Raw genomic sequence first — 21,348 nt, 5'->3', positions numbered from 1 at the left:
CATGCTCGCCGTCACATGAAGACGATACATGCACTTGTTTTCCTAGTGTTCGGGTACTTTTTTGTTTTTCTTTGTTGTGTCACATGAGTACTTAGCCTTCTACTTTTTCAAATAGTCCACGACTGATCATGCTATCCATCAAGAAATAAAACTTATCTTGACTCATTTTTTGCTTTGGATCTTTAAAAATATCGACTGCACGCAAGCCATTGGCTGTCGTGATCGACATCTTCATTGTCTTGATGTCTTTTGCAACCGTGATTTTTAATTTAAAACCCTCTTTGCTTTGTGGTGTTGCATCAAGCGGACGAATCAATTGATAGTTCCCGCCATTTGTTTCTGTAAAGCCATTGTCGCGTAATGTGTATCTTTTTGCATCTGGATGTAAACGGTAGCTAACTGGAGAACCGAGTACGGACGCTGTTTGTTCAAATGCCATCTTTTTCACCTCAGTAAGTTTAGTTTCCTCTTTATTATAAAAGTTTCTAACTCGTTTTACTAGGTTTTTTAGCGCTTAGATTGCTTTGACTAAACCATCAGCAAATCGTTGGACTTCTTCTTCTGTATTCCCATAGCCAAAACTGATGCGGATGGATTCTTTCAAGAATGGTGTTCCTTTTCCATACATGGCTTCTAGTACATGAGAAGGTTCGATATTTCCAGCAGTACATGCCGAACCGATTGAGATCGCAAAGCCTTGTAGATCCAATTTCATCAATAATAGATCGTTGACGATCCCTGGAATACGTAAATTCAGTACATGAGGTAATTTATTCGTCAAATCACCATTGATCGCATATTCAATCTCATTCTCTGCCAATTTATCTAAAATCAGTTGTTGGAAGCCCAAGCATTTTTTGTTACGTGCTTCTCTTTCTTCCAGCGTTAATATTTCTATCGCTTTTGCTAATCCACAGATCCCCGCTAAGTTTTCTGTACCGGCACGGCGTTTTTCTTCTTGTTCTCCCCCTAAAAGCAAAGGTGGGATATTTACGCCATCTCTTTTATATAAAAAACCGATTCCTTTCGGTCCATTGATTTTATGACCAGATATGCTCAAAAGATCGATTCCTAACTCTTGAGGATGAATCGTTTGATTACCATAAGCTTGAACAGCATCCGTATGAAAATAGGCTGGATGTTCTCGTAAAATTCCACCGATTTCTTTGATTGGTAATAAATTGCCGATTTCATTGTTCCCGTACATGATCGAGACTAGAATCGTGTCTTCTCTTAAAGCCGAACGGAAATCAGCAATCGAGATATTTCCTTTTTGGTCAACTGGTAGATATGTAACCTCAAAACCTTTTTTTTCAAGATACTTCATCGTATTTAAGACTGCTGGATGTTCAATAACTGTAGTGATTAGATGTTTCCCTTCATTTTGACGTGAGAATGCTGTTTCAAGAATCGCAGTATTATCACCTTCCGTTCCGCCACTGTTAAAAATAATCTCATGCGGGCGGACGTGCAAACTATCTGCCACGATTTGTCTAGCATTTTCTAATTTTTCATGAGCCATCCGACCAAATCCATGAATGCTCGAAGGATTGCCAAATGTCCCTTCCATGATATCCATCATTTCTTTGATTACCAACGGATGCATCGGCGTCGTCGCTGCATGATCTAAATAAATATTGCCCAATGTATTCATCCCTTTCAAATAGAGCTAGGCACATTCTAGCATAGAAATAGCCAGTTACCAAAAATAAACTTAGGCAAAAAGAGGATTTTTTTAGTAGATATGTCCAAGTTCCTAGCAAAAAACACCATAAAATGACCTAAATTCCGTCATTTTATGGTGTTTCACTTTTTTATCTAAAGCTCTTCTCTTCCAAACGGAACAATGGGCTCATTGGCGTGTTTTCATGGATACGTTTGACAGCTTCACCCATCAAGTTTGAGCAAGTGACGATCGTCAAGTTTTCTGGGTGACGGTCTTCTGGTGTATAGACAGAATCAGTGATACAGATATCTTTGATTGGCGCTTCGTCCAAGATCTCTTTTGCAGGCTCTGACAACAAGCCATGAGAAGCACAAACATAGATATCTTTGGCGCCATATTCTTTCAAGACTTTGGCTGCTCGAGCGAATGTCAATCCAGTATTTAAAATATCATCAACCAGTATACACGTTTTTCCTTGAACATTTCCGATCACGTAACTTGCTGCTGTTCCTTCGACTTCTTCGTCCGCATGATCAACGATTGCTAACGTACTATTCAAATACTCTGATAAGCTACGCGCGCGTTGGACACCACTGTTCTTTGGTGAAACAACGACAATGTCATCACCGACCAGACCAAGTTCACGGTAATAATGGGCAAATAATGGCATTGTAAATAAGTTATCTACTGGAATATCAAAGAATCCTTGTACTTGCACCGTATGCAGATCTAAGGTCAATACACGAGTCGCTCCTGCTTCTTCAAGCATGTTCGCAATCAATTTTGCTGTAATTGGTTCATGGGGCTTCGCTGTCCGGTCTTGTCTCGCATAACCATAATAAGGCAACACCACATTGATCGTTTTGGCACTTGCACGTTTCATCGCATCGATCATGATCAATAATTCCATGTAGTAATCATTGACTGGTGCATTGGTCGATTGAACGATGTAGACATGGTCGCCACGGATACTTTCTTCAATGTTGATTGAAATTTCTCCATCACTAAATTGTTTGACTACACTTTTCCCTAACTCTGTTCCAAATACTTTGGCGATTTTTTCTGCTAACGGTCGATTCCCATTCAAACTAAAGATTTTCAACGTGTCGTCCTGATACTTTTTACTCATGACATCCTCCCAAACTTCTCTATTCTTCGATAGTTTAACATATTTTGTTCCGTATTTCTGGTATTTTCTGAAAATAATCAAGGAAGTGAGACTGTTCCATTTCCCCAACTTGCAGGAATCACTTTATTTGTGTTTCCCCAATTATCATGGACTTTATAATAACGCTCACCAGAAGCTGATTCATAGTAAGCATAAGCAGTGACCCAATGATTGCCGTAGGTACTGCCTAGCAATCTTAAAATACCGATCATCACAGGTTTTCCTTCGCGAATCCGCTTTGTTGCTCGTTGCCAAGAACCGACTACTGTACTTCTGGCATAAATCGGTTGCTGTTGTGTTCTAAAAAAGGCTGAGATTCCTGTACTTACTTGGATAGGTACGGTAGGCAAGCCTAAAGGTTGGATCGTTTTACGCAGTTTTTGGATCAATTCTTTCGCATCGCGGGAATCTTTTCGGCGAATATCTGAAGGAATCAGATTGGGCATACAATAATCTTGATAGTAGGCAAGTAACACTGCTGCCGCATAAGTGCCACAAAGATAACCAGACGTTGTTCGCCACTTTTTATAAGTCAAGAAACGTTGCTCTGGCAAGCCTACCCAATAATCAACTAAATGAGTCGTTGGCGCTTGTTGCGCCCACTTTGCCCAAAATTTATCGATCAGCTCATCGTCAATTCCTTCTGCATTTATACTGGCTTCTTGCCACATAGTGGATGTTGAAATACTTTTTGAATAGGCGTTTACCGCTGTAATAAATTCGACTGGTTTTCCTTGAGGATCAACAATCAAATAACTCTCATTTTCAAAAATCACTGCTAAATAGTGTCCATTTTCGTGTTTCCTTTTTAGCAGACGAAACTCACTGATTCTCTCGGTTTTTCCATTGAGCAAGACTTCTTGCCATTTCCCACTTGCTTTTTTCAGAACTGATCACCTCCTTCCTCATTATAATGGATAGTCCTAAAAAAATAAATCAGATCGACTAATGGTTGATTGCTCAATCTGATCATTTTTCTTGATTCAGATGTCGAGTGTTTTTGCACCTCTCTCATCCAAGAAATCGATTACACATTTTATTACTCGAAAATAGATTTTACGTTCCATTTGTTTATTCTGCTTTTTTGTTAGATAATGGGCACACGGAACTAAAAAGGAGCGATGATTCAATGAACCAAGAACGTTTGAAACAAGATTTTTTTGAAGCAGTAAATGAAGAATGGTTAAAAACAGCAACAATTCCTGCCGATAAGCCAGCAACTGGTGGGTTTCAGGATTTAGTTGATGGCATTGATCAACTAATGATGCGAGATACAGGTGAGATGTTAGCTGATCCAACAAAAGTTACATCTGATAAAATGCGTCACTTCCTTGCTTATTATCAACTAGCAAATGATTATGAATATAGAGATCAATTAGGTGCGACACCTTTACAACCAATCCTCGAAAGGATCGAGCAACTCACTTCCTTTGACGAATTAAATCAGCAATTTCCCGAATGGACATTGGACAGCTTACCGTTGCCTGTTGTCTTAGATGTGGATGCAGATATGAAAAATGCGCAGGTCAATGCTTTTTTTGCTTCACCACCCTCTTTATTTTTACCAGATAAAACTTATTATGAAGCAGAACATCCAAATGGTGCTCAATTATTGTCCGTCTTTTTTGATATGATGGTCCAACTTTTAGAAATGACAGGCAGAGAAAGAAGTCAGGCAGAAGCAATCGTCGAACAAGCGATCCAATTCGATAAATTGATTGCGCCCCATGTTAAAAGCGCGGAAGAAAATGCAGATTATAGCCAAATGTACAACCCACGTGCCTTTAATGAATTTACGGCATATACCGATGCTCTTGACTTAACTACCTTGACTACTGGCTTGATCGGCACACGTCCAGACCAAGTGATCATTACTGACCCTGTCTACTTTGAACATTTAGCTGAACTTTTGACGACACCACATTTCCGACTACTTAAAAGCTGGATGATCGTAAAAACGGTGCGTTCATTAAGCAGTTATCTATCTGAAGATTTCCGTCAAGTCAGCGGGATCTTCTCTCGGACTTTATCAGGAACCGATGAAGCAATGCCCCAAAAGAAAGCAGCTTACTACCTTGCTTCTGGACAGTTTGATCATGTGTTGGGCGATTACTACGGAAACAAGTATTTTGGCGAAGCAGCGAAAAAAGATGTCGAACAAATGGTCAAGAAAATGATCAATGTTTACCAAAAACGACTCGAAACGAATGAATGGTTAAGTGATGCAACCCGCGAAAAAGCAATCGTCAAATTGAACAAATTAGGCATCCAAGTCGGTTACCCTGATAAAATCCCTGCCTTGTTCGATGCGTTCCAAACAGTTCCCGCAAATGAAGGTGGTACCTTGCTTTCAAATGCGTTGAACTTTAGTCATCTAACCCTAAAAGATCGTTTCAGTAAATGGAACAAGCCCGTCGACCGTGATGAATGGGAAATGAGTGCTGATACAGTCAATGCGTACTATCATCCATTCCGAAACGTGATCGTTTTCCCAGCTGCGATTTTACAAGCACCATTTTATAGTTTGGAACAATCTAGCTCGGCAAACTTCGGCGGAATCGGTGCAGTCATTGCCCATGAGATTTCCCATGCGTTTGACAACAACGGCGCGAAATTTGATGAATTCGGTAACTTGAATAACTGGTGGACAGAAGAAGACTTCACTCATTTCCAAGAAAAAGCGCAAGCCATGATCGAACAGTTTGACGGTGTACCTTTTGCTGATGGCACAGTCAATGGAAAACTAACCGTTTCTGAAAATATTGCAGATGCTGGCGGATTAAGTTGCGCACTAGAAGCTGCAATGACCGAAGACGATTATTCAGCAGCCGATTTCTTCATGAATTGGGCGACAATCTGGCGTACAAAAGCGAAAAAAGAATACCAACAATTACTTTTACAAATCGATGTTCATGCACCTGCGAAACTTCGGGCGAATATCCAACCGCAAAACTTAGCAGAGTTTTATGAAACATTTGCGATCACTGAAGAAGATCCGATGTATCTAGCACCTGAAAAACGTGTGCATATTTGGTAAATAATTCACTAACAAACTATGCGTATGGGGCAAAAAAATAAATTCATTTGCAAATTCATTTTTGTTTCTGATTTAAATTCAAATAAACGGTGTTCCAAAAGCTAACCTTAGTTAAATAACAAGTCAAAAGAGTATAGAGCAGACACACCAAAATGTTTGCTTTATACTCTTATTTTTAAAGTTATATTTCATTGTATTAACGTCTTATAGTTAATAATCAGCAAAACTAACGTCGCAAAAGCGATCATCAGTTGAATTGCTTCAAAAAATCGACACTTGTCTATTTAATATTTGCGGGGGTAAAATTATTTTGCTATACTATGATTAACAAAATGAGCTATGCGCTAACATAGCTCATTTGTAGAACCGTTAAAAAGACGGTAGCTTTTATTAGTTTGATATTCTAACCATCTAATTACTCGCCAAAGTGGATTAGATGGTTACTTTTTTTGGTCTTTATGGTCAATAATCAGCAAAACTAACGTCGCAAAAGCGATCATCAGTTGCATTGCTTCAAAACTTGACACTTGCCTACCCCCTCTATGAACCATAGGCATCACCCTTTTTTCAAGAGATTAGCCACCATCTTTTCATTTCTCCTATCAACCACAAACAGAAGTCTGAATCTGAAAATAATGGAAAATTACCGATTCTTCTTATTTATTATATTCTTCCATCCCTCATTAATAAATAAACACCAAAAAAGGGAGTGATACATTAGTTCACTTCCACCACCTAAAACCGAATAAACGGTGGGAACAGAAGTGTTTTTATCTAATCTTCTTTTAGTGTAGGGAGACCCCTTTTTTGTTTTTTATAATCAATCTAGCAAAAAAAATAATTAAAAGGACTCCTAAAATAATAAGATAAGGTACTAGTGTAAAAGTTATTTTTTCTAATCCTAAAAGATCAAATGATTTTTTCAGTAAATAATCACTCAAAAAGATGAAAAAAAGAGATTTAAACGTACCCCAGCCTTTATGAATTGGTATCAATCCAATCACAATACCAACAACAATCGGGACTCTAAAATAAATTTCATCGAGAGTAAATGAATGATTGCCTTTCCAAATAAATTCTAAGATTCCTCTTAAAACAAACAATAAGAGAAATACACCTACGATATATCGGGAATCCAGTTTTTTCATTATTTCACCTTACTTACATTGTTTTATTTTATGTACATTACGTAATAAATAGTCTGTGAAGCATTGCTTAGTTCACCAACCTATCATCCAATCCAACCATTTCCACTTGTGTCTTACGCTCTAGCAATAGCATCTTCAGTACTAAAACCTTTTGCAGTTAATCCTAAAATACCTCAAAAAGAAACTTCTTCCCTAAATGAGAGATCAGTAAAGAATGCAAATAAATCTATTTCTACTACCAAACTTGCAAATACTACTAACAGGCTCAGTCACCAGATTCATTTCTACTCCCCCGTAATAGTAGAAATAAAAACACTACTTGTCGAAGAGCCTTTTTCTGCTTACTGCATATTTTTTTGGTATTTTTAATTTGAATCTATGTATGATTTTATATTCCCTTTACCTATCAACTGATGCTACTCCTACTAGTCTCTGCTCAGATATGAATTTAAAACAATTAACAGAGAAAAAAACATACTAATAAATATAGTGACGAACGCTTGTAACTCTCCCAGTTTTATAGTTAGAATATATGCTAATAACAGTGAAAAAATTATAATTTTCAGTAAGATACTTCTGGTTAAAACTCTTTCTTTCGTAAAAAATTCTTTCAAACCTTCCCCATTTTTTGTTATCCAAAAAAAGCCAAACAAAGAAAATAATGCAAAGAGCGAAAATAACCCTGAGAGATTTGGTAAATATCCTAAAAAACCTAAAATTCCCAGCAAACCTAAAAACCCTAAATTCGCTTTCCCTTTTCTCATACCTATTCCTTCCTTTCACGCATAAACGACTTTATGTACACCCCATTGATCAATTTGTATGTATCTATTTCCCTTTTTTCAGTTGATGACCAATAGAAATAGTGGATAAAGTACTCAAGAAATGCCTTTATCCACTATACTCACTCTTTTTATCCCTTAATGATCTCCGCACCAAGGGCTGTTTGAAAATGTTTCAATGCCCAGTCATGTCCGATTGGATCAAAGCTGGCAACTGCATCTTCGTAAATAAATAATTGATAGCCTAGGTTATAGGCGTCGACTGCTGTATGCAAGACACAGATATCTGTACAAACACCTGTCAAATAAATCTCTGTAATCCCACGTTCTCGTAAACGAATGTCAAGATCTGTTCCACTGAAGGCAGAATAATGACGTTTATCGATCCAATAGACATTGGCTTGTGTTTGATGTTCCGCATAAATCTCTTGCAATGAACCATACAGATCCCGGCCACTCGTTCCGACTACATTATGTGGTGGAAACAATTGGTTTTCCGGATGAAAAGCATCTTCGGGATCATGTGCATCGATCGCAAATACGACAAATTCTTTCTCATCAATAAACTTTTTTGTATACTTTGTTAAAGCTGGTTCAATTGCCTGACCGCTCTTTCCAGTCGTCAATTTCCCATCGTCTGCCACAAAATCATAGGTGTAATCAATCGAAATCAATGCTTTCATTCGGTTCACTCCTTATACAAGATGTTTGACAAATTCAATCACCATTTCAGCTGAACGTTTCCCTGCTTCTTCGATGAATTCGTCAAAGCTTTGTGTCGCTGAATGGTCCGCAGTATCACTCATTGCTCGCACGATCAAGAAAGGAATATTGAATTGTTGCGCCGTTTGACCGACTGCAGCCCCTTCCATCTCACAAGCAAGTGCTTCAGGGAAATTGCCTAGGATCTCTTGGACTTTGACTGGCGAATCAACAAATGTATCTCCTGTGACGATCAAGCCTTCTTTTGCATTCAAGTTGGTTGCTTCTGCGGCTCTTTTCATTTCTGAACGTAAATACGTGCTTGCTTCATAATAAAGAGGCATGCCAGGTAATTGTCCTGGCTTGTAACCGAACCCTGTAACATCTGCATCAAAATAGGCAACTTTGTCAGAGATCACTACATCCCCTACACGTAGACCTTCACCGATGCCGCCAGCTGATCCAGTATTGATGACCATGTTGACACCATATTGTTGGATCAATAGGCTTGTTGTGATCGATGCCAAGACTTTCCCGATACCTGAACGTACAACAATAACTTCATGATTGCCTAATGAGCCTGAGATAAACAGAGCACCTGCTCTTTCCCATGATAAGGGTTCTCCTAGTTGTTCTCTTAAAATTTTTACTTCTTCTTCCATTGCTCCGATGATTCCAATTTTCATTTAGTTGTTCCTTCTTTCTATATAAATGCAACTGCCAGAAAAACGATGGCTAACAATAAAATGACGATAACCAAGCCTTTCATCAAAACAGCATTCCATTTACGTGTTTTTTCTCGTTCGCCCGCTCTTGTTTTCGTGATTGGCTTATTTTTCTTTTGTTCTTTACGATAAAAACTCGCGATCTTTTTTTCTTCTTGTTTGTACGTAGCTTCCGCTTTTCTTTGTTTTTTTAATGATTCTTGTGCTTGTTCTTGCTGTCGTTTACGGATTTCGCTACGTGTGACTAGCGGTCCTTTGACCATCAATCGATCCCTCTACTTTCCTTTGTTCATTGATTCCCAGTATTGAATCGCATAAATCGTTTTTGCATCGCAAATGACTTGATCTGACATCGCTTGTTTTGCTTCTGCTAAAGTCAACGCATAAAGTTCCAATACTTCGTCCTCATCTTGTGCGAGAGGCTGTTCCACTTTTTTGATATTTACTGCATGATAGATATGCAGGATTTCATTCGCAAATCCTGGTGACAAATACATAGAAGTCAAATGCTCCAAACGCTCTGCGCGGTAACCAGTTTCTTCTTCTAATTCCCTAGCAGCAGTGATCTCAGGCGCTTGTTTTTCTCCTGGATCGATTTTACCAGCTGGTATTTCGAGGATCACTTTTTCTAAAGGTTTGCGGAATTGTTTGACTAATAGCAGACGATCCTTTTCATCAAAAGCAATGATTCCTACACCACCGGGGTGAAAGACTAATTCACGCTTTCCGATATTTCCATCTGGTAAGCGAACATCATCCACAGCGACATCAATGATCGCTCCATGATAAATTTCTTTTCGTTGGATCGTTTTTTCTTCAAACTGATCATATTCAAGCATCTTTTCCCCTGCTTTCTTTTGTCCTATAATAACTACTTTTTTTGATTTTTTCAATTTTCTTTTTGATTTCTTACTTAGTTTACCATATCCAAACCTTAGAAATTCTATAAACTCATAAAATCCACCTTTAGTCCGATACTAATTATTAAGAAGGTTGTGCTAAAATAAAGAGGTAGATGAGCAGAGTGGACAATGAATATACACGGAGGTTTTTAGGATGATTAAAAAGAATTGGAAATGGATCGTAGGTTTACTCTTAGTGATACTGTTCTTCAGTTATAATGATGTATCGATCATATCAATGATCTTGTTAATTGGCGCAGTTTTGCTGATTTGGGGGCTTTTTGGTTTTCGTAAAAAACCTAAGGACAAAACAGCTTTACCAAATCTATCTGACAAATTAGCGGCCCATTATAGCGAAAATGGCATGACACCGAGTGAAATCTCTTTTTTCAGAGAAACGATGAATCAAACAAAAAATGAAATCGAACAACTAGAAAAAAATATGTACGAAACGGCAAAGCTTAAAGCGATCGATCTTCGTCACGAACCTGTAAAAGCAGCAAAAGGTTTGTTCAAAGAACTCGTAAAAGAACCCACTCGATTGCACGACGCAAGTCAGTTCCTTTACACCCACTTGCCAAACTTAGTGGATTTGACAAACAAATATATTGAGATCAATGAACACGAGATCAAAAACAAACAGACCTATCAAAAACTGGAAGAAAGCACCCAGATCATTGATCAACTTGCTTCATTAGTCGCGAAAGACTATCAAGATTTCGTTTCGGAAGATTTGGAAGATATCGATGTAGAGATATCTGTTGCGAAACAAAGCTTAAAGCGTGATAATAAAGATGTACCAGAAGAATAAGCACGTTTATTTCTTGGACTCGGAACGCTTAGACATCGTCTGATTGTTTCGGGTACTTTTTCTAGCTTAATCGATAAGGAGGAATTTTAATGGAAAATAATCCACATGAACCAAAACACGAAGTAACCCCTGTAAATGATACTTTAGAAGATTTATTGAATAATCCTTTTTCGACACCCGTCGATAAATTGACTCAAACACAACAAAATGAAATCAATGCACTTCAAGAACAGCAAACTGCTGCTCGGTTGATTGATAAATTACCTGCTGAAAGACAAGAACAAGCCAAACAATTGGCTGAAAAAATCGATGTCACTGACTCTCAGTCGGTCATCAGCTACGGTTCAGCTGCTCAAACAAAATTAGGTGAGTTCTCACAGTCGATGTTGAATCACGTACAAGCACAAGATATCGGCCCAGTCGGTGATTCATTGACTGAACTGATGTACCGCCTTCAAGAAGCAAATCCAGATGAATTACGTGCAGGAGAAGGAAATATTTTCCAACGTGTATTCGGTAAAGTCAAACAATCGATTTATGAAGTCACTGCCAAATACCAAAAAATCGGTGCGCAAATCGACAAGATCTCAGTCAAATTAGACAAAGAAAAAGATGGCCTATTAAAAGACAATCTGATGTTAGAACAACTTTATCAAAAAAATAAAGATTATTTTGATGCGTTGAACATTTATATCGCTGCTGGCGAATTAAAAATGGAAGAATTGCAGACAAAGATCATTCCAGAGGCCATGCGAAAGGCAGAAGAAACTGGGGATCAAATGGATGTACAGATCGCCAATGATTATACACAGTTTCTTGATCGCCTGGACAAGCGCACTCATGATCTACGCTTAGCCAGACAGATCACGATCCAACAAGCGCCACAGATCCGTTTGATCCAAAATACAAACCAAGCATTGGCAGAAAAGATCCAAGCATCGATTGCTACAGCCATCCCATTATGGAAAAACCAAGTGGTTATCGCATTGACCTTGCTTCGACAAAAAGATGCAGTTACAGCACAACGACAAGTTTCTGAAACAACCAATGATTTATTGAAGAAAAACTCAGAAATGTTGAAAATCTCTGCCATCGAAACTGCGAAAGAAAATGAACGTGGCATCGTGGATATCGAAACATTGCAAACCACACAAAATGATTTGATCGAAACGATCCAAGAAACACTTCGTATCCAACAAGAAGGAAAAGAAAAACGTCGTCATGCAGAAGTCGAACTTGGCCATATGGAAGAAGACTTGAAACAAAAATTACTCGATTTAACGCAATAACAAATAGAATGAAAAAACCTTGTATCAGCAACGCTGCTTGATACAAGGTTTTTTGTTCATTTGTTTATTTTTCGGTATTCATCTTACTGTGTTTGTAACCATAGCCAAAGTAAATCACTAGGCCGATCACCATCGTAATCCCAAAGACTAACCAAGTCACCGCTTGTAAACGTGACATCAAGACTAGACAAGATAAGATCGAAATGATTGGTAAAATCGGTACCAATGGCACTTTGAACTCGCCTGCTTTTGGTTTGCCAAACATTTTACGTAATTTCAGTAAGCCTAGACTAACTAACATTAGATAAGCCAATGCCATGATGTTCGTCAACTCTGCCAAGATATTCAATGGGAAGAATCCTGCGAAGAATAATGCGGCGATACCTGCTGCATACGTCGCTTTCTTCGGTGTGCGATGTTTCTTGTCGATTTCTGTCATGAACTGTGGTAACAAGCCATCTTTACTTACTGCAAATAATAACCTAGCTAATGAATACATCATAGAGATCGTCACAGTCAATAAGGTCAAGATCGCGCCAACGGCGATGATCGCTCCTACTGTACCATGTCCTACATAACGCATCGCGAATGCCACAGGATCATTCACACCTAATTCTGTATAAGGCACGATCCCTGTTAAAATCAATGTCACGATGATGTACAACACGGTTGCGATCAAGATCGAGCCAATGATTCCACGTGGTACATCTTTTTGAGGATTTTTTACTTCCTCCGCAGCCATCGCTACCGCATCGAATCCTAAGAATGCGAAGAAAACTAATGCTGCACCATCTAGGACACCTTCAAAGCCAAATGGTGTGAATGGTTGCCAATTCTCTGGTTTAACAAAAAAGATTCCTACAATAATAAATAATGCAATGATTCCAAATTTCACATAAACCATCATGTTGTTCAATCGTAACGCTTTCTTCGCTTCCAAAGAAACAATGTATGTGACGAAAATCACAACAAGCACCGCAATTAAGTCGATGTATGTACCATTGGCTGGATTATATCCACCTGTTAGCGCCGTTGGTAAGCCAAAACCAAGACTTTCAATAAACCCTTGTACATAACCGGACCAACCTGACGCAACGGATGAAACGGCCAATAAGAACTCACCGATCAATAACCATCCAGTCAACCAAGCGGCAAATTCACCGAATACGACGTATAGATACGCATATGGTCCGCCAATCACTGGTACCCGCGATGCAAATTCTGCAAAGCTTAGACCAGATAAAATCACAACGATCGCTGCTAAAACAAACGATAGTGATAGTGCCGGACCTGCATTTTGGTTTGCTGCCACTCCTGTTACGACAAATATACCTGTACCGATGATCGCGCCAATGCCAAGCATGATCAAATCGGATGTTTTTAGTTCTTTCTTCATCTCACTCGTATGATTGAGACTGATTTCTTTCTTACGAAACAAATCCATTAAATTCCCTCCCCCTTATTTTTGAGTATATAAAAAAACAGCTTTACGCTGTTTTCATATACCCTAAAAGGATACCACCAAAAATAACTAAAAGGCAACCTACAATTACAAATATAAGCTCTTTTTTTGTCTTTTTCTCCCCTAAGATAAAAATACCACCTAGAGTGGAGATGATGATCCCCATTTGAGAAAGAGAGAATCCGACTGCTAGCCCTAATGACTTAACGGTCAATAGCATACATACATTACCGATTCCCCATAATAACCCGCTTGCCATGTTTTTCCAAACATATTGATCAACTTTTACTTTTCGGAATGCAAAGAAACTTGCCCCTAAGATCATACCGATACTTTGCGGTAAAATAATCGACATCGCATCTAAATTCGCCCAGTTGACGATGATCGTATAGACACCATAACCTAAAGTAGAATAGATCAATGCTCTGAATCCTTTACCAAAATCAAGCATTTTATTATCTGTATCGACTTTGCCTTCATCATCTTGTCGAGCAGTCAAATACGCACCGCTTACAAGAAGAATCAGCGCTAAAATACCATAAACGTAATCTTTTGTTTGAGTCCATTCATGGAAAAAGACAGCGCCCGCAATCGTATTCAAAATCAATTGAAAACCAGTCGATAACGGTAGACCTACAGATACTCCCATAAATTTCATCCCATGAAACTGCCCATTTTGTCCGACACTCCACGCTAGACCAGATAAAAAGCCAATCAATGTGATCCATGGCGTGATCGTTGGATTAACGATGAAAAAAGCAACGAGTGAAAAAAGAAATGCACCGATCGTCATTCCTAATGTTTGTTGATTGGCATCGCCACCGATCTTTCCACTGACTAAACCAATACTTCCCCACGCGACCATTGGGACTAATGCGATTAATAATTCCATAAACATTCTCCTTCTTTTAAATGTCACATGTTATAGAACATATCAACGAAAACGTTAACAACACAAGAGTTATTTTTTATTTCTCACTTTTTTCTAACTTAACTTCATTGACCTTTCTATGAAGTTCAATCAGTCACTAATAAATCCATAAACAAAATCAACTGTTCCCTCGAAAATTCTTCTACTTTCGGGGCAACAGCTGATGTATAACTATATTAAAACTTTTCCAATCATCATCTAAGGTCAACACATTTCTATCACAACCAAATTAGACAATGTTCAACCGGTAGTTCTTTCAGAAATAAGCGTGCACATGTCGCAATCCCATTTTTTCAGCGTTCTTCTTGGTAAAAACTCAAGATAGGGAAAAACAAAGACATGGTCGTCCCTTCTCCTTCGATCGAGTCAACAGTGAGAGAAATCCCTAATTTTTCAGCGAGATTTTTCGCGAGATACAATCCTAAGCCAGTAGAGTGGGTTTTGCTCAGACGGCCATTCGATCCTGTGAAGCCTTTGTCAAAAATCCGTCCAACATCTTCTTTCGGTATACCGATGCCTGAATCTTTGACAGAAAATTTTACGCCTTTTGTCGTCTTCTCGATCAATAGTTTGATCTCGCCTTCATCTGGCGTATACTTAATGGCATTACTAAGAATTTGTTTGAAAATAAAAGCCACCCATTTGGAATCAGTCAAAATCGTTTGATCTTCACCAATCACTTCATAACGTATTTTCTTTTGGATAAAATAATTTGCTTGGCTACGAATGACGGGTTGGATGATACTCTTGATACTGTATTCTTGGATCAAATAGTCTCTTGAAAAACTATCTAAGCGTGCATAATACAATACTTGTTCCACATACTCATCGATTTTAGACAACTCATTTTCTAGCAACGTATACTTTTGATCATCGATATCAAACTCGATCGATCGTACTAACAATTCTGAAGCCGCTACGGGTACTTTGATTTCATGGACCCATGAGTCGATATAATCTTTTTGATCTTGCTGGTTCGTGATGGCTTCTTGCATCACTTCCTGATGTTCACGTATCAGTTGATTGATATAATCTTCTATCAACTTCTCTTCCTCTGTATGTCCACCATCTAAATAGTTTTGCAAGGGAGAATTTTTTTGTAGATTTGCCAATTTTGCCCACCATCGACGTTTACTCAAGTAACAGACAAGTAAAAAAAAGATTAAGAAAACACCTTCGATCAATGTTAAGTAAGCAATCGTGGCCCAATCAACCGTAATATTAGGGGCTAACCACATCACAAAAATCGTCAATAAAATAAAAAATACCCAGCCGACGATCAGCGACCATTGATCTTTCAAATACTTAAAAAAGTTCATAGTTGTATTTCATCCTTTCAGGGAACAATATACCCCTGGCCGACTTTTGTTTCGATATAATCGGTGATCCCTGCCTGTTCGATTTTACGACGTAAGCGATTGATGTTGACCGTCAGTGTATTGTCATCGACAAACCGTTCATCATCCCACAACGCACGCAATAACTTTTCACGAGTCAAAATTTTTCCGTGTTGCTTCATTAAAATAAATAACAAGCGATACTCATTCTTGCTCAAATCGATCATTTCCCCATTAATCTCCATACTGCCATTATCAACGTTCAACGTGATTCCATTATGGGTCATCATTTCACTCGACAACTCACCATAATTATATGAGCGACGCAACAAAGCATTGATTTTAGCAATCAAGACATCGATTTGAAACGGCTTCGTCACAAAATCGTCTGCCCCCATGTTCATCGCCATGATCATGTCCATATTCGTATTACGACTTGAAATAAAAATGATTGGAACTTTGGAAATTTCTCGTATTTTCTGGCACCAATAATAACCATCAAACACTGGTAAATTGATATCTAAAAGAACAAGTTGTGGTTCTTCTTTCTCAAAATCAGCAAAAACCTGATTGAAATCTGACGTTCCATAAGTTTCAAATTGCCATTTCTCCAACTCTTCCATAATCAGCTGACGAATGATCTCTTCATCTTCCACTACCATAATTTTAGCCATGATATACCTCCGATGTTTTTCTTGTACTAACCATATCAAAGAAGCAAACATTCTACAAGTAACAATAGGTTGTGAGAAAGCCGGTCAGCTCCAAGTATTAAGACGGAAATTGAGAAAATAGCTTCTCATATTTTTTCATTTTTTGGCTTAATATCGTAGGAGTTGGCTTTCGAACACCGTTTATTGTGGTCGTGAAAGAAGCGATCAGCACTAAGGCATAAGCAAAAAAAAAGCGAAAATGGCTCTTTCATTTTTGATTTTTTTTGCTTATGACCGAAGTGTTGCTTCTTGAACACCGTGGATCAGGTCGTGACAAAAGCGTTTTGTCCTGAGCAGTAAGATGGACTTAAAAACAATAGTTCTTTGATATGACCCTCTCTTCTTTCTCGTTACTTACTTTCCGTTAACAAAAATGAGAATACTATTGGAAATTATCAATAGTTATCATTTATAAACAAAAATATTTCATTGAGCAATTCCTAATCTTTTCTTTTAACGAAGTCATTCCCACAGAATCAATCCTTGTTAAATCAACGTTTATAAAATAACTTAAATATCTAGAGCGTTTTCTTTGAATTTTTTTTCATTACATATAACAATAGTAATGTATTAAAAAATGATTAGGAGGAGATTTGATGTTTAGACACCAAAAAGAATTACAGTTTGAGGCAAAACCAGATCGTCCGAATCCATTAATCGCAAAATATTTACAAGAATTGATTGGCGGACAGTATGGTGAAATGAGTGTAGCGATGCAATACCTTTTCCAAGGTTGGAGCTGTCGTGGGGAAGAAAAATATAAAGATATGCTGATGGACATTGCAACAGAAGAACTTGGACACGTTGAAATGTTAGCGACAATGGTTGCTCGCTTACTTGAAGATGCACCTGTTGAAGATCAAGAAGAAGCAATGAAAAAAGACCCAACGATTGGTGCGATCATTTCCGGCATGAATCCTCAACACGCTATTGTAGCTGGCTTAGGACCTCGTCCTGCGGATAGCGTTGGTAATCCTTGGAGTGGTGGTTATATTGTTGCTAGTGGGAATCTACTTGCTGATTTCCGTGCGAACTTGAACGCAGAATCTCAAGGAAGACTACAAGTAGCTCGTATTTACGAAATGATCGATGATCGTGGCGTAAAAGACCTACTATCAGTTTTATTAGCTAGAGACAGTTATCATCAAAACCTTTGGGCAGCAGCTGTCAAAGAATTAGAAGAAACAGAAGGCGGTATTCTTGTTCCTACGACTTTCCCAAGAGAAGAAGAACGTAAAGATATTGCTTATGATTTCTATAACTTTTCAGAAGGTGACGAAAGTAGCGAAGGTTCTTGGGCAAAAGGTAAAGCTTTAGATGGTGAAGGGGAATATCAATGGTTGGAAGAACCTAAGATCGAAGGCAAAGCACCTAAATTAAAACCAGTAACACCTAAAATGTACGGTACCCCTCCCAAAAAAAAATAAATGAAAATTAAAAACTGATGCCCAAAATTAATGGGCATCAGTTTTTTCTATTACTCTATCAACAATATTCCGTCTTCAACGATCTTACCAAAAAATAGGAAAATACTACTGGTGAACAACAATGTCATGTTCACCCCAAAATAGATTGCAATTTTTTCTAGGTAATTTTTGATCTCTTTTATTTTAATATACATAAATGCCAAAAAATTGACACCGTAAACTAAAATCGTCAAAAAAATGATCATGTTTGTCATCACTGGACTGCTCGCCCCTCTTTCACTGTATACTTGTTCAAATTGATTGGAGCTTTAGAATGATCCAGATTGTAAAGACACCCTTCCAATCATTACGTACCATTCTTGCAAGTCCAGTATCCATGGAATTTAGTACGATTTACACAACGTCAATATGTTTAGCGCTTCCATTGATCATTAGACTAAACGTGAGCTATTCTCTCATTTGCTCTAATTTTTCAGCGAAAGCCTGGGCTTCTTCTTCTGTGCGACAAATAATAATGAACGTATCAACGCCGGCAATCGTCGCAGCCACTTCTGGATAATCCACTTCATCTAACCAGTTTGTTACCACATCCGCACCATCTTTTTCGGTTAAGACAACGATCATGAATTGAATCCGTTGAATTCGTAATACTTCTCGTTTGACCGCACTTCGCAAGCGATCTTCCATCAAAGAATCCGCTTGTTGATTGAACAACGCATAGCGTATTTGTTTATTCTCATCTTGTATTTTCACAAGTTTCAACTCACGTATATCGCGTGAGATCGTTGCTTGAGTTGCATTGACACCATTCATCTGCAAATGATTCAATAATTCCTCTTGCGTACCGATTGCATGTTCAGTAATCAATTGGCGAATCAAGGATTGTCGTTGATTTTTTTTCATACAAAAAACACCTCTTCGTATCTATTATAGCAAAAAAACAGGGGATCTTTCTCTTATTTAGTTGATGTCTGACACTTCGACTGATTTGTCTTGTTCAACGGTTACTCGCAAAATCGTCTTTAATTTTTCTGGTGCCGTCCTTCTGGGATCACTCATATAGATTTCTTTATGCTCTTTCGAAGTTCGGCGATAGCCTTTTTCTTTGAGAAAGAAAGCCAGCTTTTCAAATGTTTCTGGTTCATCGTCGTAGGAACCAATGTGTAAGATCTGTGCCACAAGACCTTCTTCAATCGTCCTAAAAACGAGCTGACTCGCTAGGTCTTCTGGAATTTTGGTTTTCGCTCGCGCTAACGCCTCTGCAGCAACTTGAGGAGTCACAAAATCCGGTTGCTTGATCATCAATTGATACGAAAAATGCTCTTTCAACATCACTAGCTCGTCCAAAAATTTTTCTTGTAACCCCCACTGACCTTCTAAAGGATAAACCGTGTAAGGCAAATAGTCAGGAATCAGCCAATCATTTTTCGGTGCCATTCGGATCGTATAGCTAACAGCGTATAAACAACCTACACGGCGCTTAAATTCTTCTCCATTTGGATCACCTATTCCGTTGATACAAAAAAAATTTTGCGCAGGAAGTGTCATTAATTGTGGTTTCTTTGACATACGATAACTAGGGTCGGTTTTTCTCCATTCGATTTTTTCCATAGGCCCTCCTTGTTTTCTTCTTCACTACTATCATAACTCTTTTGCATTGGATTGGCTAATCTGGTTGACACTATTTTTAGACTTGTGCTAGAATAAGCCGAACGATAAATCGTACAGATAACACGCCTAGCGTGTCGAGAGAGAGGCGGTTTCTATTTTCGAATAGAAATCTCTCTCTTTTTTTACGAAATAATTTAGAGGTGAAAAACATGCAAAAACAAAAACAACTACAATTAATTCCTGCTGTACTTGCCACAGGGATCATGTCATTTGCAGGCGTTTTGATTGAAACCGCAATGAACGTGACCTTCCCAACACTGATTCAGGAATTTCAAATCAGTACCTCCCAAGTACAATGGGTAACAACCATTTACTTATTAATGATTGCGATCATTGTGCCACTTTCAACTTATCTGACAAAAAACTTTAGCCTGCGAACTCTTTTCTTGAGTTCCAATTTACTATTTATTGCTGGTTTATTGGTCGATTACTTTTCCCCTACCTTCTTGTTACTGCTTTTAGGGCGGGTACTCCAAGGTGCTGCGACAGGGATAGCCTTGCCACTGATGTTTCATATCATCTTGACTTTTGCTCCTATGGGAAAAAGAGGAACGATGATGGGTCTTGGTACTTTGACAACCGCCATTGCACCAGCGATTGGTCCTACGTATGGTGGGATCTTAACTGCTAATTTCTCATGGAGTCATATTTTTCTCTTTCTATTGCCAGTGCTACTCCTTTCACTTGCGATTGGCTTATACGCGATTCCTAAATTTAAGGTGGAAAAATCTGGCCGCTTAGATTTGCTCAGCGTCCTTGGTATTAGTCTGATGTTCAGTGGAAGCTTAACTTTTCTAAGCATGTTCAGAGACTGGATTGGCTGGGCATCCTTAGTCGTCGCCATTTTAGGATTCATTCTTTTCTATCAACGAACAAAAAAAGCCGATCATCCTTTGATCCGACTTGAGATTTTTAAAAATCATACGTTCCGCTTATTCTTATTTAGCTTTTTAGTTTATCAATTTTTATTACTTGGTGTTTCTTTTGTCCTACCGAACTTTGTCCAAATCGTCCAAGGGAACAATGCCTTTGTCGCTGGTCTGGCAATGCTACCAGGTGCAGCTATTGGTGCCCTCTTATCTCCTTTTTCAGGAAAGCTACTCGACCAACATGGACCTAAAAAACCAATTTTCATCGGTCTCTTGTTTTCACTTGTTGGCTGGACCGTCCTTGTGCTGATTTTAGGTCACGCATCATTAAGCTTTTTGATTGCCTGTCATTTCTTCTATATGATCGGTATTGGTTTGTCTTATAGCAATATGATGACTACTGGAATGAATGCTTTATCGATGGAATTACAAGGTGATGGCAACGCCGTATTCAATACGTTGCAACAATTTTCTGGAGCTGTCGCTACTACGTTGGTGGCTGTGATCATCAACTTTTTCCAAGATCATCGTTCAGATAGTTATGAAGCAGCAACAACGTTAGGATCAAAAGTTGCTTTAAGTGTCCTACTTGGCTTGTTGATCATTAGTTTGATCCTATTTATCCGCTATATGGTGCAAAAGCCTAAGCAAATAAAAAATTAATAGATAAGGAGGTGTGAGCGAATGAAGCTCACTCCTCCTTGTTTT

At 38.4% G+C, this 21,348-nt stretch carries 24 protein-coding genes; 5 read left to right on the top strand and 19 right to left on the bottom strand.

Annotated features, from left to right (window positions below; translation table 11 throughout):
• Window positions 1-91: 91 nt before the first annotated feature.
• The 4 genes from IGK77_RS03265 to IGK77_RS03250 all read right to left on the bottom strand — a co-directional run bounded on the left by IGK77_RS03265 (window position 92) and on the right by IGK77_RS03250 (window position 3,688).
• On the bottom strand, window positions 92-439 hold the full coding sequence (locus tag IGK77_RS03265) for a DUF1831 domain-containing protein (protein ID WP_010736189.1): 348 nt from the start codon (window positions 437-439) through the stop codon (window positions 92-94).
• A gap of 75 nt (window positions 440-514) precedes the next feature.
• Window positions 515-1,654 (bottom strand): cysteine desulfurase family protein, encoded by a 1,140-nt coding sequence (locus IGK77_RS03260; protein ID WP_074800722.1) that lies wholly within the window; start codon window positions 1,652-1,654, stop codon window positions 515-517.
• A gap of 160 nt (window positions 1,655-1,814) precedes the next feature.
• Window positions 1,815-2,795 (bottom strand): ribose-phosphate diphosphokinase, encoded by a 981-nt coding sequence (locus IGK77_RS03255; RefSeq protein ID WP_074800588.1) that lies wholly within the window; start codon window positions 2,793-2,795, stop codon window positions 1,815-1,817.
• 77 nt (window positions 2,796-2,872) lie between these two features.
• Window positions 2,873-3,688 carry a dihydrolipoamide dehydrogenase gene (locus IGK77_RS03250; protein ID WP_438712951.1) on the bottom strand — a complete coding sequence of 272 codons (816 nt, stop codon included), beginning with the start codon at window positions 3,686-3,688 and terminating at the stop codon, window positions 2,873-2,875.
• Between the two features lie 275 nt (window positions 3,689-3,963).
• On the opposite strand from IGK77_RS03250, the gene IGK77_RS03245 reads away from it, so the two are divergent.
• Entirely contained in the window at window positions 3,964-5,871 is a 1,908-nt protein-coding gene (locus IGK77_RS03245) for a M13 family metallopeptidase (RefSeq protein WP_074800582.1), read from the top strand.
• Window positions 5,872-6,059: 188 nt separating this feature from the next.
• On the opposite strand, the gene IGK77_RS03240 is transcribed toward IGK77_RS03245, so the two are convergent.
• From IGK77_RS03240 to IGK77_RS03205, 8 genes are all read right to left on the bottom strand, one after another.
• Window positions 6,060-6,155 carry a putative holin-like toxin gene (locus tag IGK77_RS03240; protein ID WP_420911724.1) on the bottom strand — a complete coding sequence of 32 codons (96 nt, stop codon included), beginning with the start codon at window positions 6,153-6,155 and terminating at the stop codon, window positions 6,060-6,062.
• Window positions 6,156-6,311: 156 nt separating this feature from the next.
• Window positions 6,312-6,422, bottom strand: a complete 111-nt coding sequence (locus IGK77_RS03235; RefSeq protein ID WP_256209283.1) for a putative holin-like toxin — start codon at window positions 6,420-6,422, stop codon at window positions 6,312-6,314.
• A 234-nt stretch (window positions 6,423-6,656) separates the two neighbouring features.
• The gene (locus IGK77_RS03230) at window positions 6,657-7,019 is read right to left on the bottom strand and encodes a hypothetical protein (RefSeq protein ID WP_074800579.1); all 363 of its coding nucleotides are present in this window, start codon (window positions 7,017-7,019) and stop codon (window positions 6,657-6,659) included.
• 425 nt (window positions 7,020-7,444) lie between these two features.
• A complete protein-coding gene (locus tag IGK77_RS03225) occupies window positions 7,445-7,783 on the bottom strand; it encodes a DUF3796 domain-containing protein (protein ID WP_066025138.1) in 339 nt (112 codons plus the stop codon).
• A gap of 149 nt (window positions 7,784-7,932) precedes the next feature.
• The gene (locus IGK77_RS03220) at window positions 7,933-8,484 is read right to left on the bottom strand and encodes a cysteine hydrolase family protein (RefSeq protein WP_023519187.1); all 552 of its coding nucleotides are present in this window, start codon (window positions 8,482-8,484) and stop codon (window positions 7,933-7,935) included.
• Between the two features lie 12 nt (window positions 8,485-8,496).
• Window positions 8,497-9,189: a 5'-methylthioadenosine/adenosylhomocysteine nucleosidase gene (locus IGK77_RS03215; RefSeq protein WP_034688949.1), complete on the bottom strand. Its 693-nt coding sequence runs from the start codon at window positions 9,187-9,189 to the stop codon at window positions 8,497-8,499.
• 17 nt (window positions 9,190-9,206) lie between these two features.
• Window positions 9,207-9,491 (bottom strand): cell wall synthase accessory phosphoprotein MacP, encoded by a 285-nt coding sequence (macP, locus tag IGK77_RS03210; protein ID WP_010736198.1) that lies wholly within the window; start codon window positions 9,489-9,491, stop codon window positions 9,207-9,209.
• A gap of 12 nt (window positions 9,492-9,503) precedes the next feature.
• Window positions 9,504-10,067: an NUDIX hydrolase gene (locus IGK77_RS03205; protein ID WP_074800576.1), complete on the bottom strand. Its 564-nt coding sequence runs from the start codon at window positions 10,065-10,067 to the stop codon at window positions 9,504-9,506.
• A gap of 217 nt (window positions 10,068-10,284) precedes the next feature.
• On the opposite strand from IGK77_RS03205, the gene IGK77_RS03200 reads away from it, so the two are divergent.
• Both IGK77_RS03200 and IGK77_RS03195 read left to right on the top strand, forming a co-directional pair.
• A complete protein-coding gene (locus IGK77_RS03200; protein ID WP_074800573.1) occupies window positions 10,285-10,941 on the top strand; it encodes a 5-bromo-4-chloroindolyl phosphate hydrolysis family protein in 657 nt (218 codons plus the stop codon).
• An 89-nt stretch (window positions 10,942-11,030) separates the two neighbouring features.
• A complete protein-coding gene (locus IGK77_RS03195; protein WP_010736201.1) occupies window positions 11,031-12,230 on the top strand; it encodes a toxic anion resistance protein in 1,200 nt (399 codons plus the stop codon).
• Window positions 12,231-12,294: 64 nt separating this feature from the next.
• Here IGK77_RS03195 and IGK77_RS03190 read toward each other — a convergent pair whose 3' ends face one another.
• The 4 genes from IGK77_RS03190 to sapR form a co-directional block, all read right to left on the bottom strand.
• The gene (locus IGK77_RS03190) at window positions 12,295-13,674 is read right to left on the bottom strand and encodes an APC family permease (protein WP_019724164.1); all 1,380 of its coding nucleotides are present in this window, start codon (window positions 13,672-13,674) and stop codon (window positions 12,295-12,297) included.
• Between the two features lie 43 nt (window positions 13,675-13,717).
• A complete protein-coding gene (locus IGK77_RS03185) occupies window positions 13,718-14,584 on the bottom strand; it encodes a GRP family sugar transporter (protein ID WP_019724165.1) in 867 nt (288 codons plus the stop codon).
• A 332-nt stretch (window positions 14,585-14,916) separates the two neighbouring features.
• Window positions 14,917-15,942, bottom strand: coding sequence for a two-component system sensor histidine kinase SapS (gene sapS / locus IGK77_RS03180; protein ID WP_074800570.1), 1,026 nt, complete (start codon window positions 15,940-15,942; stop codon window positions 14,917-14,919).
• Window positions 15,943-15,959: 17 nt separating this feature from the next.
• Window positions 15,960-16,634, bottom strand: a complete 675-nt coding sequence (gene sapR, locus IGK77_RS03175) for a two-component system response regulator SapR (RefSeq protein ID WP_010736206.1) — start codon at window positions 16,632-16,634, stop codon at window positions 15,960-15,962.
• A 635-nt stretch (window positions 16,635-17,269) separates the two neighbouring features.
• Between sapR and IGK77_RS03170 the strand changes: the two genes are divergently transcribed.
• On the top strand, window positions 17,270-18,100 hold the full coding sequence (locus tag IGK77_RS03170) for a manganese catalase family protein (protein ID WP_010736207.1): 831 nt from the start codon (window positions 17,270-17,272) through the stop codon (window positions 18,098-18,100).
• 50 nt (window positions 18,101-18,150) lie between these two features.
• Here IGK77_RS03170 and IGK77_RS03165 read toward each other — a convergent pair whose 3' ends face one another.
• The 3 genes from IGK77_RS03165 to IGK77_RS03155 all read right to left on the bottom strand — a co-directional run bounded on the left by IGK77_RS03165 (window position 18,151) and on the right by IGK77_RS03155 (window position 19,711).
• Window positions 18,151-18,357, bottom strand: coding sequence for a hypothetical protein (locus IGK77_RS03165; protein WP_023519183.1), 207 nt, complete (start codon window positions 18,355-18,357; stop codon window positions 18,151-18,153).
• A gap of 190 nt (window positions 18,358-18,547) precedes the next feature.
• Window positions 18,548-19,003 carry an arginine repressor gene (locus IGK77_RS03160; RefSeq protein WP_010736209.1) on the bottom strand — a complete coding sequence of 152 codons (456 nt, stop codon included), beginning with the start codon at window positions 19,001-19,003 and terminating at the stop codon, window positions 18,548-18,550.
• Window positions 19,004-19,060: 57 nt separating this feature from the next.
• Window positions 19,061-19,711, bottom strand: coding sequence for a GyrI-like domain-containing protein (locus IGK77_RS03155; protein ID WP_074800567.1), 651 nt, complete (start codon window positions 19,709-19,711; stop codon window positions 19,061-19,063).
• A gap of 209 nt (window positions 19,712-19,920) precedes the next feature.
• Between IGK77_RS03155 and IGK77_RS03150 the strand changes: the two genes are divergently transcribed.
• Entirely contained in the window at window positions 19,921-21,303 is a 1,383-nt protein-coding gene (locus IGK77_RS03150) for an MFS transporter (protein WP_071866679.1), read from the top strand.
• The last annotated feature ends 45 nt before the right edge of the window (window positions 21,304-21,348 follow it).

It is taken from the genome of Enterococcus sp. DIV0806c, assembly GCF_051710905.1.
Lineage (GTDB): Bacteria > Bacillota > Bacilli > Lactobacillales > Enterococcaceae > Enterococcus_B > Enterococcus_B mundtii.
Note: the sequence above shows the minus strand (reverse complement) of the source record. Positions and strands in the feature narration are given on the sequence as shown.